13 protein-coding genes and 1 pseudogene are annotated in these 15,086 nt (G+C 66.6%); 5 read left to right on the top strand and 9 right to left on the bottom strand.

Annotated features, from left to right (window positions below; all coding sequences use genetic code 11):
- Nucleotides 1-4: 4 nt before the first annotated feature.
- The 7 genes and pseudogenes from FRANCCI3_RS28970 to FRANCCI3_RS05015 form a co-directional block, all read right to left on the bottom strand.
- Nucleotides 5-94: pseudogene (locus FRANCCI3_RS28970) on the bottom strand (cyclase); the annotation flags it as partial.
- On the bottom strand, nt 94-912 hold the full coding sequence (locus FRANCCI3_RS05035; protein WP_011435458.1) for a GvpL/GvpF family gas vesicle protein: 819 nt from the start codon (nt 910-912) through the stop codon (nt 94-96). The pseudogene FRANCCI3_RS28970 and the gene FRANCCI3_RS05035, both read right to left, overlap by 1 nt.
- A gap of 5 nt (nt 913-917) precedes the next feature.
- Complete coding sequence (locus tag FRANCCI3_RS05030; RefSeq protein WP_011435457.1) at nt 918-1,349, bottom strand: gas vesicle structural protein GvpA; 432 nt, start codon at nt 1,347-1,349, stop codon at nt 918-920.
- 175 nt (nt 1,350-1,524) lie between these two features.
- The gene (locus FRANCCI3_RS05025; protein ID WP_011435456.1) at nt 1,525-2,376 is read right to left on the bottom strand and encodes a GvpL/GvpF family gas vesicle protein; all 852 of its coding nucleotides are present in this window, start codon (nt 2,374-2,376) and stop codon (nt 1,525-1,527) included.
- 45 nt (nt 2,377-2,421) lie between these two features.
- Nucleotides 2,422-2,574 (bottom strand): hypothetical protein, encoded by a 153-nt coding sequence (locus tag FRANCCI3_RS26710; protein ID WP_157493315.1) that lies wholly within the window; start codon nt 2,572-2,574, stop codon nt 2,422-2,424.
- A gap of 372 nt (nt 2,575-2,946) precedes the next feature.
- A complete protein-coding gene (locus FRANCCI3_RS05020) occupies nt 2,947-5,124 on the bottom strand; it encodes a putative bifunctional diguanylate cyclase/phosphodiesterase (RefSeq protein WP_011435455.1) in 2,178 nt (725 codons plus the stop codon).
- A gap of 199 nt (nt 5,125-5,323) precedes the next feature.
- A complete protein-coding gene (locus FRANCCI3_RS05015) occupies nt 5,324-6,142 on the bottom strand; it encodes an SAM-dependent methyltransferase (protein ID WP_035730986.1) in 819 nt (272 codons plus the stop codon).
- Nucleotides 6,143-6,642: 500 nt separating this feature from the next.
- Here FRANCCI3_RS05015 and FRANCCI3_RS05010 point away from each other — a divergent pair, with 500 nt between their 5' ends.
- Nucleotides 6,643-7,197 (top strand): flavodoxin family protein, encoded by a 555-nt coding sequence (locus FRANCCI3_RS05010; RefSeq protein ID WP_011435453.1) that lies wholly within the window; start codon nt 6,643-6,645, stop codon nt 7,195-7,197.
- Between the two features lie 84 nt (nt 7,198-7,281).
- Here FRANCCI3_RS05010 and FRANCCI3_RS05005 read toward each other — a convergent pair whose 3' ends face one another.
- Nucleotides 7,282-8,037, bottom strand: a complete 756-nt coding sequence (locus tag FRANCCI3_RS05005) for a group II intron maturase-specific domain-containing protein (protein ID WP_011435452.1) — start codon at nt 8,035-8,037, stop codon at nt 7,282-7,284.
- Between the two features lie 922 nt (nt 8,038-8,959).
- Nucleotides 8,960-9,337, bottom strand: coding sequence for a hypothetical protein (locus FRANCCI3_RS27805; RefSeq protein ID WP_236701484.1), 378 nt, complete (start codon nt 9,335-9,337; stop codon nt 8,960-8,962).
- 10 nt (nt 9,338-9,347) lie between these two features.
- On the opposite strand from FRANCCI3_RS27805, the gene FRANCCI3_RS04995 reads away from it, so the two are divergent.
- The 4 genes from FRANCCI3_RS04995 to FRANCCI3_RS04985 all read left to right on the top strand — a co-directional run bounded on the left by FRANCCI3_RS04995 (nt 9,348) and on the right by FRANCCI3_RS04985 (nt 14,200).
- Complete coding sequence (locus tag FRANCCI3_RS04995) at nt 9,348-11,126, top strand: 3-hydroxyacyl-CoA dehydrogenase family protein (protein ID WP_011435451.1); 1,779 nt, start codon at nt 9,348-9,350, stop codon at nt 11,124-11,126.
- Between the two features lie 40 nt (nt 11,127-11,166).
- Complete coding sequence (gene ccrA / locus FRANCCI3_RS04990; protein ID WP_011435450.1) at nt 11,167-12,504, top strand: crotonyl-CoA carboxylase/reductase; 1,338 nt, start codon at nt 11,167-11,169, stop codon at nt 12,502-12,504.
- Between the two features lie 291 nt (nt 12,505-12,795).
- Nucleotides 12,796-13,317 carry a lipocalin-like domain-containing protein gene (locus tag FRANCCI3_RS24140; RefSeq protein ID WP_023841292.1) on the top strand — a complete coding sequence of 174 codons (522 nt, stop codon included), beginning with the start codon at nt 12,796-12,798 and terminating at the stop codon, nt 13,315-13,317.
- A gap of 31 nt (nt 13,318-13,348) precedes the next feature.
- Nucleotides 13,349-14,200 carry an alpha/beta fold hydrolase gene (locus tag FRANCCI3_RS04985; RefSeq protein WP_082456737.1) on the top strand — a complete coding sequence of 284 codons (852 nt, stop codon included), beginning with the start codon at nt 13,349-13,351 and terminating at the stop codon, nt 14,198-14,200.
- Nucleotides 14,201-15,086: the final 886 nt, after the last annotated feature.

The raw sequence follows: 15,086 nt of genomic DNA, 5'->3' as shown, positions 1-15,086 counted from the left end.
ACTACCCGCTGGGACAGTATTCCATGGTCGGCAGGATCCGGGTGAGGCCGTCAGCGAGCGGATGAAAAGTGACGGCGCCCCTGGTGGAGCCCTTCATTGATCATTCCCTTCCCAGATGTCGGAGTCCGAGCTCCAACCCCATCTGCCGGTCCCCCCGAAGGCGTCGGCGTCCGCCGTGTCACCGGCTCCGGGCGGACCCGTGGGGTCCTCGGCGAAGTCGATGGCGGGAAGTGGGCCGACGTATTCGATCGTGAAGTACGGACAGGCGCGACGGAGATCGGCGACGGCGGCGTCGAACGCATCCACGGCGGCATCGCGCAGCAGAAACGCCCAGCTGAGCACCGGGTCATCCGCGCCGCCGTGCGGGCGCCGTGGCCGGTCGGACAGCGCCAGCGGACGCAGCAGGTCGAGGATCGCATCGGCCTGGCGCTGCCGGCGGGCGATGACCAGGTCGGCCACCTGCTGGCCCAGCCTGATCCGCGCGTCGAGATCCGCGGACGGCGTGACCCCGACGAACGGGCTGCCCGGCAGTACCTCGGTGAGGGCGGACCGCTCGTCCTCCTCCACGTCGAGATGCAGCTCCACCAGCCCTTCGAGCGCATCGAGCCGATCGGGCATCTCGTCGGCGAGCGGGGCGAGGACCTCACGGCATACGGCAGCCTCGTCGGGGGCGACGGTCCCGAACCGCAGCGGCAGCACGGGGCCTCCGGCGAGAAGTCGCTGCAGGATATCCAGATGACGCACGGCCTCGGACTCGCCCAGAATCCCGACATCCGCGGTGACGCTGACCGCCGCCGCCAACGGCCCGAACCGCACCAGGTGCACCTGCCCCGGAGGGTGTCCGATGCCGGGCGGCGGTGGCATCGGCGCCGGATGCCCGGACCGCGTGATGCCATAAATGATGACAGACATGGCGATCATCCCTCTCGGCCGCTGCGGCGGTCGCCCGGCGCGCTGCGCCCGGCCGGCAGATCCCGCCGGGCGTGCTCCTCGGACGATCCGCCACGCAGCGAGCCCACCGCCTCCTCGGCGGTATCCTTCAATCCTTCGAGCGCCCCCTTCGACTTCTGCCTCGCGGTGCCGTCGGTGACCTCATGCATGAGTCCGGGCAGGCCCGGGACCTGCTCCTTGGGCGCGAGGTCCAGCCGGTTCACCGCCTCGGCGAACCGGAGGTAGGTGTCCACGGTCGCGATGACGACCCGGGCGTCGGCCGTGAGGACCTCGATGCCGACCAGCGCGACCCGCGCGTAGGCGTCGATGACGATTCCCCTGTCGAGCACGACGTCGAGGACATCGGCCAGGCTGCTGGGCTTCGGAGCCCGGTTCATGGACTGGCTGGAGACGGTCATGGCGCTGTCCTCGCCTTCTTCCATCGTTCTTCGTCCGCGGAGGAGGCGGAGCGGGCCCTCGACACGCCGGGGGGGTCGGGGCGATCCCGTCTCCCCCGGCCCACCGAAGCACCCTGCCCCCGCACAGCGCCCCGTCCCGGCATGGCCCCCCCGGGGAACCAGCACCTCGCCGAGCTCAGTCATCGCCGCCACCATGCCGTCCTCCGACAGCACCATGCCGTCCTCCGACAGCACCATGCCGTCCTCCGACAGGACCCGGGACCCGATCGGCGTCCGGAACCCGATCGGCGGTGCGCACCCGGTCAGTGGTGCGCACCCGGTCAACCACCGGCGCTCCACCGCCGGGCGAGTCCTCGTGACCGTCGAAGGTGCCGCCCAGATGCTGGTAACCACCCAGCGTGATATGGACAAACGAGTAGGGCGGCCAGGGACCCGTCGCCTCGGCGGGGCACCCCGCCGCGTCCAGCTCCCGCGTCAGCGCGGTCGCCGTGGTGAGGAACGCATCCTCCTCCGAACGCGGCACGAGGTACGCGCAGTCGAACATCCGCCCCGGCCGACCGGTGTGCCGACGGGCGTCATCCCGCGCGATCGCGTCCACCTCGGTGTCGGCGCCCAGCCCATCGATTCCGGCGGTGTCGCTCGCCGCGGGGATGATGCCGTATACGTAAAGACCGCGGTCGGTCCGGGACACGCGCGAGGACGGCCGGATGCCAGGCCCGACCACGCCCACAGTTGCGACAGTCGACTCCGGAACGGACTCCGGAACGGACTCCGAGACGGACTCCGAGACGGACTCCGACTCCGGAACCGACCCCGACTGCGAGACCGGAACGGGAGGAAGGTCCCGAGGCGGGGTCACGGCCGGCCTGATGCCCTCCATCGCCACCCGGGTGATCTCACGGGCGAGGCACTCGACGATCTGATGTCGGGCGAGTTCGCGGGCCTCTCGAACGGCCTCCTCGACGACCTCGGGCGCGAGTCGCCGGGCGAGGGCCGTGAGATCCTCAGCCCCGGCCGTCGTGCTCATGGCCGCTACTCCCTCGTGTCGCGTCCCTCGACGGCCGATGCCCGGTCAAGGCCGATCCCCCTGCGCCAGCCAGGTGCCGGCCCCGCCGAAGAGCCGCTCGACCGCGTCCGCCGGATCCCGGCCCGTCGCCCCTCCGGTGGCGCGGTCGGTGAAACGGCCGGTGAAACGGCCGGCAGCCCGGTCCCTGGGCTCCTCCACACCCTCCCCGGCACGATTCACGATCTGCGCGGGACGGTCGGCGATCCGCTCAGGATGATCCTCGGCCCGCCCGGCGACGGGCGGTCCCGTCCTCGTCTGGGCTCATGGTTTCTGGACTCATGGTGTCTGGGCTCAGGGCCGGTGCGCGGCCCCCGTCCGCCCCGCCTCCAGGACAGGGAGGACCGAGGCGTCGAAGACATCGACACGCCGCCCATTCCCGGGACTACCGACTCCAAACTCCCAGCGTATGACGGGTGCCGACCGCAGATCACCGACCGGCGCCCCGCCCCGGAGGAGCCCCCGCCCGGAGGAGCCAAGGCCATCCAGGCCGAGGGTCCACTGGGGGTGGAGAGGTCAGCGCGTCCTACGGGATCAGCGCGCCCATGCCGCCCGCGCTGCCTGCGTGGGGCTCGAAGATGTTCGGTCCGAGCCAGCGGACCGGGTGAGGATCCTCTGGGTGATCTCCTCAGCCGTCAGCGGCGGCGCGAAGAGAAAGCCCTGCGCGCTGTCGCAGGCGGCCGCGCGCAGCCGCTCGGCCTGCATCGGGGTCTCGACGCCCTCGGCGGTCACCGTCAGGCGCAGGGTGTGGGCCAACGTGACCAGCGTCTGCACGATCTCCTCATCCCCCGGGTCGGCGTCCCGCGCCGAGTGGAAGCCCTCGACGAACGGTCCGGCGAGCTTGAGCGTGTGCACCGGCAGCCGACGCAGGTAGGCGAGGTTGGAATAACCGGTGCCGAAGTCGTCGATAGCGATCCGCACGCCCATCTCGGCGAGCCCGCGCAGGACCCGCAGCGGCTCGTCGGCCGTGCCCATGAAGGCGCTCTCGGTAAGTTCCAGCTGGAGCAGGTCCGGGGAAAGCCCGGTCTCGTCGAGAATGCGTCGGACCTGTTCCACCAGGCCGGCCTCGCGGGTCTGCCGGGCGGCCAGGTTGACGCTGACGAACAGGGCGTGCGGATGACACTCCTGCCACTGCCGCGCCTGCCGACAGGCGAGCTCCAGCACGCGCCGGCCGAGGGGCACGATCTGCCCGGTCTCCTCCGCCATCCCGATAAACAGATCGGGGGGCAGCAGACCGAGGCCAGGATGCCGCCAGCGGACCAGCGCCTCCACCCCGACCATCGCCCCGGCGGCCATCCTGGCACCCGCACCGTCGCCGAGGGCGATGATCGGCTGGTACTCGACGACGAACTGGTCCTGTTCGAGGGCGCGGGGCAGCATGGTCGACAGAGTGTGCCGGGTCACCTGCCGGGCGCCTCGCTCCGCCTCGAACAGGGCCCAGCGACCCTTCCCCTCCGCCTTCGCCCGGTAGAGCGTGATGTCGGCGGCCCGTAGCAGATCGGCGTAGTCCCCGCCGGCGACGGGCCGTTCGACGATGCCGATGCTCGCTCCGATGGACAGCGCGTGGTCACCCACCCGCAGCGGGCTCGCCAGCGCCGCCAGCACGGTCTCGGCGACGGCGACGGCGTCCGCCGTGCCGGCTGTGTCGGCGACAAGGATCACGAACTCGTCACCACCCATCCTGACCAGGAGCTGCTCCGGGGACAGCACCCGACGCAGCCGGTCCGTGACGGCGACGAGCAACCGGTCGCCGACGTCGTGGCCGAGGCTGTCGTTCACCATCTTGAATCCGTCCAGATCGATGAAGCACAGCCCGATGCAACGTTCCGGTCCCGTGGCCATCAGTTCGTGGACCCGTTCGATGAGTACCGTCCGGTTCGGCAGGCCGGTGAGCGGGTCGTGCCGCGCCTGGCGGCGCAGCTGGTTCTGCAACAGATGCCGGTCAGTCACATCCACGATCATGGAGAGCTGCGCACGGCACCGCCCGTCGTCGTCGCGCAGACACGACGTGGTCAGCTCGGCCCACACCACCGACCCGCCGATCCCGGTGAACCGCCACTCCATCCGGATGTGCTCCGGTCCGGCGGTCCGCTGGGCGGCATAGGCCTCCCGGAGCTCCCTCGCGTCCTCGGGATGCGCGAACTCGTCGATTGACCTGCCCTGCACCTGACCCGGGCCGACTCCGAGCATCCGCAGAAAAGCGTCGTTGGCGTCGATGATCCGTCCGCCTCCATCATTGATCAGGATTCCGATCGCGGAGCCGGTGAAGATCATCCGGAAGCGGGCATCGCTCGCGTGCAGAGCCGCGCGATGGATCGAGTCCTGCCCGGCGAGGATCCGCTCCCGCAGCGCATGGGCGTATCCCTGGGCCAGCCCGCCCTGCAACGCCGCCAGCCGGGCGCCGTACCCGTCGGCCGTCCCGAGTCGTAGGTCGGTGAGCAGTCTGGTGCCACAGATCTCGATGGTTCCGGCCAACGCGTCCGCGGCGCCGAAGGTGTACTCGACGACGGCAGCCCCGACCGCGGCCGCAGGGTCGGCCGTGAACGGTTCGGCGAGCAGGGCGTCGACGAGCCGGTCGCTCAACGCCCGTAACCGCTGCTCGACGTCGATCAGGCCGATCGCCGGATAGCTGGCGCCGAGGATCTCTCGGGCCCAGGCCTGGGCGAAGCGCGCGACGCCCTGCTGGCGGGCTGTCTGGGGCAGGGACCTCACCGCACGCACTCCTCATCGCACGCATTTCTTGCCGGACCATGACAAACCTTGGGCCTGACCCGCCCTGTGACAAAACCTCGGCCGCTGGCCGGAAAAGCGCCGGAAGCCGGAGAAAAACCAATAAAAAATTAAAAAAGTAAAGATAGCCAAGAAAAATCATAAAAACCAAGAACAGTCAGGAACAGGCGGGAACGGCGAGCTACCGGCGCCCGACCGCGGCAAGTATCGTGGAACGCACCGGGTTGTCCGCGAGGGGATCGGCGCCCATGCTCGCCGCGTCCGGGCGCCAGGCCGGCAGGTAGACCAGGCCCGGGTCAACGAGCTCGTATCCGCGGAGCAGACCGGCGATCTCCGCACGGGAACGCGGGGTCACCCCGGTAGGGGTCTCGTCGTAGACCTTGCCGGCCTGGTTGATCCCTACGGCCCGCTCGTCCGCGATCACATGCGAGATGGCCAGGTAGCTGCCCGGCGCCGTCGCCTCCCGGAAGGAATCGATGACGCCAGCCGGGTCATCGCTGTCGGGGACGAAATGCAGAACCGTCACCATGAGCACGGCGATCGGTTGAGAAAGATCGAGCAGCTCGGCCACCGCGCTGGAGCCGAGGATCGACGCGGGCTGCCGAACATCCGCCTGGAGCACCGTGGCCCGCGGATTGTCGGCCAGCAGCATCCGGGAGTGGATGACGGCGACCGGGTCGATGTCGACATAGACGACCCGGGCCTCCGGATTCACCCCTTCGGCGATCTCATGGACGTTACCGACCGTCGGCACCCCGGAGCCGAGATCCAGAAACTGTGTGATCCCGGCCTCGGCAGCGAGGAAGCGCACCGCCCGGTGCAGGAACAACCGGTTCGATCTGGCGATCAGCAGGGCGTCCGGGAGGATCTCGATGGCGGCGCGCGTCGCCTCCCGGTCCACCGCGAAATTGTGCGATCCGCCGAGCGCGTAGTCGTACATCCGTGCGGCGCTCGGGCGATTGACATCGATCCCCGCGGCCCACTCGGGCAACTCCTCCATGATCATCTATTCTCCTGTGCGACCCGCTAGACGACGTACGGTGAGGAGATTGTCTACCATCGCTACCTTCGTCACCACACCGGCCGGTGTCGCTACGGAGACCAGCACCCTCCACACCGCGTTCGCTCGTTTCACCGCACGCCCGCCATACCTCCCGCCCGGGCCTCCCGGCGGCGCGGACCGACCTCCGGCGGCGGCCCATGGGGAAGCCGCCGACCGTGCCGAATGTCCGGTTTGACCAGACCGTCCTACCCTGCCCTGCGTGGCCGTCCACGGATGACACTGGTCTGGAACCTGGATCGAGGGTCGACGCCCGCGACGGCCGAGGAGACCCCTACGGCCGCAAGAACCGGAAGAACCGAAAGAACCGGGAGGACCGGAGCTCGCGGCGGCAGCCGACAGACCGACGGCGGCCGGGACAGCGCGGGTATTCGGGCGTCGCCCTCGGCCGGGACCGTACGAGGCTCCGGTACGAGGTTCCGGGTGAGGAGTGGGACGAGATGCGCGCCCTCGTCGTGTATGAATCGATGTTCGGCAACACCAGGGTGATCGCGGACGCCGTCGCGATCGGCCTGTCGACGTGGTTGGACGTCGGACTCGTAGAGGTCGGCACCGCGGACCCGGCCCTGAACGACGATGTCAGGCTCCTCATCGTCGGCGGGCCCACCCATGCGTTCGAGATGAGTCGGCCCGAGACCCGGCACGACGCCACCAGGCGGACCGAGGGCAATGTCGTGTCGCCGGGGATCGGGATCCGGGAGTGGCTCGAGGCACTGCCCAGGCAACCGAGTGGGTCGCCCGAGGGGACGCCGCTCACCGGAGCGGCCACGTTCGACACGAAGGTCCGTCACCCCCGTCCCGCGGGTTCGGCCGCGGCCGGTGCGGCAAGGTGCCTGCACCGTCTCGGCTTCTCCCTCCTCGACCGTCCACGGAGCTTCTACGTCGACGGCCCGCCGGGCCCCCTGGTGGCCGGCGAACCCGAACGTGCCCGCCGCTGGGCCGAAAGCCTCGGATGGATGGTCCCTGCCTCGGCGAAGGGTAACGCGCTTTCCTGAGGTCGGGTGGCCCAGGGGAATTGCACCCCTGGGCTCCAACAGAACGGAGCGTGACAGTCTCCCGTCACTCCGCTCTTGTCATCCTCATCGCCAGGCGTTGGACGTCCATGCCCAGTGGGCGAAGAGCCCGGGGCGTTGGCGGGTGATGCGTTGCCAGCAGGCCAGGGCCTTATGGAACGGTCTCAGCCGTTTGTACTTCTTGCGGAGCCAACGCACCAGGTAGGCGTTGATGCGCTGTAGGAGGGGAAGCAGCGCGGAGCGGTAGAACGCCCCGTAGTACTGCGCCCAGCCGCGCACGATCGGGTTGATCTTTCGTGCCAGCTCGTCGAGGGTGTGGCCGGTCCGCAGGTGTAGCCGCCATCGGCGGACCTGCCCGCTGACCTTCTTCTGGGCTTCCTTGCTGATCGCGGGCAGGAAGTTCGTGAAGAACTTCCCGTGCCTGCTGCGTGCCTTGCGGGCGCGGAAGGTGTAGCCGAGGAACGTGAACGACGTGTGCTCATGGGAGCCGCGCCGGTTGCTGTCCTTGCAGTACACGATCCTGGTCTTGGTCGGGTGCGGTCGCAGTCCGACCTGTCCCATCCTGTCGTCGAGCGCGGCCAGCACGTGGCGAGCCCGACTCCTGCTGTCGCAGTGCACGATCGCGTCGTCGGCGTAGCGCTCGAACGCGACGCCCGGGTAGGTCCGGGCCAGCCACGCGTCGAACGCGTAGTGCATGAACAGGTTCGCCAGCACGGGTGAGATCGGAGAGCCTAATGAGCAGCGCTGGATTATGCGCAGTGCTGGCCTGTCGGGCCTGGTGAGGACCCGATCGGGGCTTGAGCGCTGCGCATAACCTGTCAACCTGTCAGCGGCGGGGGCTCACAGCGAGGTGAGCCAGTTGAGCAGGTCGGGGTCCTGGTTCCACTCGGGGAGGTCGTCGGTGACGATGTCGGTGTAGGCGGCTTCGAGCGCCTTGCGCTTGGCTTCGGTCGAGGCCCGTGCGTAGATTTCAGTGGTGGACAGGTCGACGTGTCCTAATATGTCGCGGATGTAGGGCAGGGAAATGCCTGCCTCCCCCTAGCTGCATGTGGCGGTAGCTGCATGTGGCGGCTTGGAGCCTCCCTCCGCAGAGCGACTCCGAAGGGCCAAATCCTTCATCTGCTACACAGCACCGCAGTCAGAAGCTCTTCCTACAATTCACTCCCTTCCACGTTCGTGGCGCACCTTGTCGTTTAACTTGTCGGTCCTTCAGGTCCTGCGGTCGTTGACCTGTCCGTGGTCTTCCCGACCGGTTGGATGATCGCTTGTCGTCGGTTGGCGTGGCCGGGTGGGCTGCCGGGGCCGTGGCGGGGTGGCCGGCCGGACGCCTTCGGCGGGCGGGGCGGGCAGGCGGAAGACCCGGTCGCAGCGCAGTCGGCCGACACCGAACCACGCACCCGGCGGAACACACCACTTCCGAGCACCTCAGGCGAGACTCGAGCGATCACAAGCGATCACGTAGATCGCAACCACTCAGCCAGTTGCCCGTTACAGAGAGACGTTCCTAGCGCCAACCGCCGCCGTCTGGCGACAGTCGCGAAGCTGCAGGTCGTCCTGCCATCCCTTGGCTTCCAGCGCCAACCACGGCGGGTTCGGGCGGACCGTCCGTCATCAAAAATGATCATGTTCGCCACCGCGCCGCCAGACCATAGGTGACCGCAGGCCTCACGCGTCGCCCCGAGGACGCCCATATTCATCCGTACAGTTGACGACATGGGCCACTCGGTGGGCTATCGTAAACGAATCAGCTGATGTATCGTGGTTGCAGGGGAAGGTCAGGATCATGTTTCAGATCTTCGAGGCTCTTGCGAATCCGCCCTGGTGTGACCTGATCGAGCGGCTGAGCGACGGCGACGCCACGGTCGGCGAGCTCGCCGAGTGGTGCAAGGCCGACGTGCAGACGGTCTGCAAGCACATCGAGGTACTCGAGCAGGCCGGCCTGGTCAGCCGCACCGGGGATGCCCACCGCAGCCTGGTGCGCCTCAACGCGGAGGTGTTCGACCTGATAACCACACGGATTGTCGACGGCTTCCGTCCGGAGCATTGGGGCATCGCCCCAGACAGGGCGCAATTGATGGGGATAATAGTGAAGAATCCGGGGCGAGCGCACCGGATCGTCCACCGGCGACCTGATGGATATCCAGCTCAACGGCACGAAGGTCGGAGTTGTCGGGCTCGGCACGATGGGCGCCGGCATCGCCGAGGTAATGGCGCGCGCCGGCATCGAGGTGGTCGGCGTCGAGCTCAACGACGAGACGCTGGCCCGTGGGCTCGATCGGATCCGGCACTCCACGGACCGGGCGATGAGCCGCGGCAAGTTGACCAAGGTCGAGCGGGACGCCCTGCTCGCCCGTATCCAGGCCGGAACCGGGATCGAGGCCGTGGCCGACTGCCAGCTGGTCATCGAGGCGATTCCCGAGCGGATCGAGAAGAAGCTCGGGCTCTTCGCCGAGCTGGACAGGCTGTGTCCGCCAGAGACGATCTTTACGACGAACACCAGCTCCCTGCCAATCATCACGTTGGCCGTCGCTACCTCACGCCCCTCCCGGGTTGTCGGGACCCACTGGTCCAACCCCGCACCGGTCATGGGCCTGGTCGAGATCATCCATACTGCGGTCACCGACCCGTCTGTACTGGAGGATGTCGGGACGCTCGTCGCGAAGGTCGGAAAGACCGCGGTGGTCGCCGGGGACCGGGCGGGTTTCATCGTGACCGCCCTGCTGTTCGGGTACCTTAACAGCGCTGTCCGGATGCTGGAGGCGTGCTACGCCACCCGTGAGGACATCGACGCCGCCATGCGGTTCGGCTGCGGTCACCCGATGGGCCCATTGGCACTGCTCGATCTGATCGGTCTCGACTCCGCGTACGAGATTCTCGACTCGATCTATCACACCTCCCGCGACCACCTGCACGCACCGGCCCCGCTGCTCAAGCAGCTAGTGACCGCCGGCATGCTCGGCCGCAAGACCGGGCGGGGTTTCTACACCTATGCCGCCCCTTACTCCTCCGAGATCGTCGACATGGTCGAACCACCCCAACTCGGCTTCTTCGCGGTCCCAGGACGGCCGGTGCACACGATCGGCGTGGTCGGCACCGGCACCATGGCCAGCGGAATCATCGAGGTCTGTGCCCACCATGGCTACAAGGTGGTGTTCCGTGCACGGAGCGAGAAGAAAATCGCCGCTGTCCGGACGAAGATCGAGCGGTCACTGGACAAAGCGGTCGAACGGGGAAAGATCTCATCGGACGAGCGTACTTCGACACTGGCACGGGTTCGAGCTTCGACCGATCTGTCCGTCCTCGCCGAGTGTGACCTCATCATCGAAGCGGTCGTTGAGGACTTGGACGTCAAACGGGCGCTGTTCGCTGAACTCGACACGGTTGCACGCCCGGGAGCGGTCCTCGCGACGACCACGTCCTCGCTGCCAGTGATCGAGTGTGCCACCGCCACGTCCCGCCCGCAGGATGTGGTCGGTATGCACTGGTTCAACCCAGCGAAGAAGATGCGCCTGGTCGAGATCGTGCCGACCATCGTAACCGCGGACGACGTGACCGCGACTGTCTTCGACGTGGCCAGGACGGCGGGCAAGTACCCGGTCCGGTGTGCCGACCGCGCCGGCTTCATCGTCAACACCCTACTGTTCCCATATCTCAATGACGCGGTGAAGATGCTGGAGTCCCATTACGTGGATATCGATGTGATCGATACAGCCATGAAGGTCGCCTGCGCACACCCGATGGGGCCGTTCGAACTCGCCGATGTCATCGGCCTGGACGTGACACTCGCCATCCAGCGCGCCCTGTACCGGGAGTTCCGCGAACCCGGGTACACCCCGACGCTCCTGCTGGAAGACCTCGTCAGGTCCGGATGTCTGGGGTACAAGACCGGGCGGGGTTTCCGGGTCTACTGAACATCTGCTCGATGTCGGCATCGTATAGGAGAGTTCGACCGTGAAAGAAATAAGGTCAGCTATTCTCGCCGGTGACACGCCCAAGGAGGCCTTTACATCCCTCCGGGTGCCGGAGACCTACCGGGGAGTGGTCGTCCGAAAGGAAGACGTCAACATTTTCAGTGGGCTCGCATCCCGCGACAAAGACCCCCGACGTTCACTGCACCTGGACGAGGTCGCGACACCGGAGATCGGCCCCGGTGAGGCGCTGGTCGCCGTGATGGCGTCCTCGATCAACTACAACACGGTGTGGACGTCGGTCTTCGAACCCCTGCCGACGTTCGGTTTCCTGGAGCGCTACGGCCGTCTCTCCCCGCTCAGCAAGCGACACGACCTGCCTTATCACGTCGTAGGGTCCGATCTCGCCGGTGTCGTGCTGCGCACTGGGCCGGGGGTACACGCCTGGTCGCCAGGTGACGAGGTGGTGGCCCACTGCCTGTCGGTCGAGCTGGAACGGCCGGAGGGCCACAACGACACGATACTGGATCCGGAGCAGCGCATCTGGGGTTTCGAGACCAACTTCGGTGGCCTCGCCGAACTGGCTCTGGTCAAGGCGAACCAGCTCATGCCGAAACCGGCGCATCTGAGCTGGGAGGAGGCCGCGGCATCGGGCCTGGTGAACTCCACCGCATACCGTCAGCTGGTGTCGCGCAACGGCGCGGACATGAAGCAGGGAGATATCGTGCTGATCTGGGGCGCGAGCGGGGGTCTGGGCTCCTACGCCACGCAGCTGGCGGTGCGCGGCGGTGCCATCCCAGTCTGCGTTGTCTCTTCTTCCGAGAAAGCCGAAATTGCCCACAGGATGGGCGCCGAGCTGGTGATCGACCGGACGTCGGAAGGCTACCGGTTCTGGACGGATGAGCACACCCAGAACCCGAAGGAATGGCAGCGCTTTGGCAAGAAGATCCGGCAGCTCACCGGCGGGGAGGATCCGGACATCGTTTTCGAGCATCCCGGACAGGAGACCTTCGGCGCCTCGGTCTATGTGGCCCGCCGCGGCGGAACGATCGTCACCTGCGCCTCCACCAGCGGCTTCGTCCACTCCTACGACAACCGCTATCTCTGGATGAATCTGAAAAAGATAGTGGGGTCGCATTTCGCGAACTACCGCGAGGCCTGGGAGGCCAACCGATTGATCACCAAGGGGCTGGTTCATCCGACCGTGTCACGGGTGTATCCACTGGACGAGACCGGCCAGGCCGTCTACGAGGTGCACCGCAACCTGCACCAGGGCAAGGTCGCGGTCCTGTGCCTCGCGCCGCAGGAGGGCCTCGGCGTGCGCGACAACGCGATACGGACCCGCCATCTGGAAGCGATCAACCGCTTCCGCGAGACGTGATCATGAATTTTGGATTTTCCGCGGGAATAGCGGAGGTCGGAATTCGCCAGCCTCCCCGGCCCTGCCGCCACCAAGACGGACGTGTACCGCGGTGTTGTTGCACGCGGCCTCCACCTCCTACGGATCGCGAGGATCATCGGCGGGGGATCACCCCCGCATCAGGGAAGGGGCTCCTGTACCGCCATCACCGGACGCTGAAGGGAGGGGATGTGGCGTGGCCTCCGAACTGTCGACCTCGGACTAGCAAGTCAACAATCTAAGCTAATCCAACATCAATGGAGGTTTGCCTTCATGAGCGGCGTAACCAGTTCGGATTTTTCGGACCACCTCGATACGCATGGACCTTTGCTAGTCGGAGCATGGAAGCTTGTCTCGTTCATCGTTACTGACCGCAATGGAATAATTCTCAGCATGCCCATGGGCACCCAACCGAGCGGTCTAGTGATCTACGCGGCCGACGGCCACATGTCCGCACACCTGCGCGACCCTCAGCGTCGCACCTCAAGCGCATCCGTCTCCGAATTCATGAATAGCTCGCAGGTCGACGCCGAATCGATCGCTATGAACCATCCCTACATCGGATACTGCGGAACCTATTGCCTAGAGGATGATCAAGTCATCCATCATGTGCAGGTGGCGTCTGTTCCCGAATGGATTGGAGGGAACCAGGTTCGCAATTTCGCGTTGAGAGAGAATGTGTTGACGCTGTGTTGTCCGGCGAAGTGGGACGGCTCTGGCATCCGGCTTCCGTACCTGACGTGGGAGCGGATCCGGCCCGCGGAATCGCCAGCTGGTGCGACCGTAGCACCATAGCGGCCACCGCTGACGAAGAAAAGAGCCTGCCATGACGGGCGCACACGCTGGCCGTGCCAATTTTGGCTGGCACGCACGATTCATTGATCTGCCTGCCGGCCGATTCAGCTATCGGGTCTGGAGTGAAGATCGAGATGAACGAATGCGGGTCGTGTTGCTGCATGCCAACGCGGGATCGGCTGCAAGCTGGTCTCGTGTCGGCCCCGCGCTGGGGGATAGGTACCAGGTGTTCGCGCTCGATCTGCGAGGACATGGTGCCAGTGTTCGAGCACCCATCGGGTCGTACGGCCTACGCAAGGCCGCTGATGATGTGGTGTCCTTCCTGACCGCCCTGGGGGTCGAGGAGCCGATGCTGGTCGGCCACTCGTGGGGAGCCGCCGTGGCCCTGGTCACCGCGACCGGTGCCGAGTCGGAGCAGCTTCCCCCGACGGTGTCGAGTCTTGTTCTTGAAGACCCCCCGGTGATGATGTCACCAAAGCTGCAGCGCGAACAGATCAACGATCTGATCAAGGCCATCGCACTGCCCGAAATAGAACTGCGGGAAATCCTCGCCATGGTTCATCCCAGCTGGCACCCCGATGATGTGGACAGTCTGCTGGAGGGTTTCCGGTACGCCGACCCTGCCATCGTCGAGAGCCTGGTGCGCGATGGATCCTGTACGGGCTCGCTACTCCCGCTCCTAGGTCAGCTCACTGTTCGGACCCTTCTCATCCGCGCCAACCCGCTGCGGGGCGGACTGTGGTCCGACGAGGAATGGGCGCACGCACGCCGCATCCTGCCCGCCTGCTGCACCACCGTCGAGTTGCACAACGCATCACACGACGTGCACCGTAGCCAGTTCAACCAGTTCATCCAGGCCGTTCGCGAATTCGCAGAGATCTGAGAAGGTGTTTGAGATTGTCGGTCAGAAGGGGTTTGAGAATGGAGGTTGATAACGGTATGTGACCCGCCGGCGTGCGGGACGATGGCACCCAGACCCGCTGCCTGGACACGACGGCGAGCCGGGCCGCGTTCGGCCCGTCGGGCACCGCCGACGACCCGCCCCACCTACTTGTGCGCGCCGCGCTCATGACCACCTACGCGTCGCGAGCGACGCTCGGGGCCGCGATCGACGGCTCCCACGTCGGCGAGCAGACGCTGGCCGCCCGATCCTCGCCGAGCAGCCGGGGGTGTTCAACGCCCTGCGGACCTGCCTCGAACCGGAGTGGCAACGGTTCAACCAGCTTCCACAACTCGTCCGGGACCGGACGTAGAGCAAGCCGCTCTCCATCACATCCATGATCGTTTATCTACCGGGAACCGCCGCGTGAGACACGCTCTTAAAGTACTTCCATTGAGCTCACACCTGATCATCAATGGCACCAGCAAGGTTCGGAAGAGGCGGGCTGGTTTACCCGCCGAAGGTACTGATGTGATCACCGGAAGGACGCTTCAGGATCTTTTTGACCTCGCGGACGGGTGGAAAACCCGGCCTCTCGGGTAGGTGGAAAAGTTGCGCATAGGGCAGTAGACTACTGAATCATTATGGACACCATACATTCCTTCCAATCCCGATGGCCCCGGACGCCGAGGCACCGTGGCCGTCGAGCCATGGTGACGGTGCTTGGCGCCCTCGTCATCCCATCGACTCTGTTCCTCAGCGGTTGCGGCCAGAACTCCAAGCAGGACAACGGCGGCGCCGTACCCGTACCACGGGCCAGTATCGAGAGTCCGCAAAGTGCGACACCCCGGCCGGCGCCAGCCGGGGCCACCAGCCACGTTGCGGTCAT

This window comes from Frankia casuarinae, from assembly GCF_000013345.1.
Classification (GTDB): domain Bacteria; phylum Actinomycetota; class Actinomycetes; order Frankiales; family Frankiaceae; genus Frankia; species Frankia casuarinae.
This window is presented reverse-complemented; position numbering and strand designations above follow the sequence as displayed.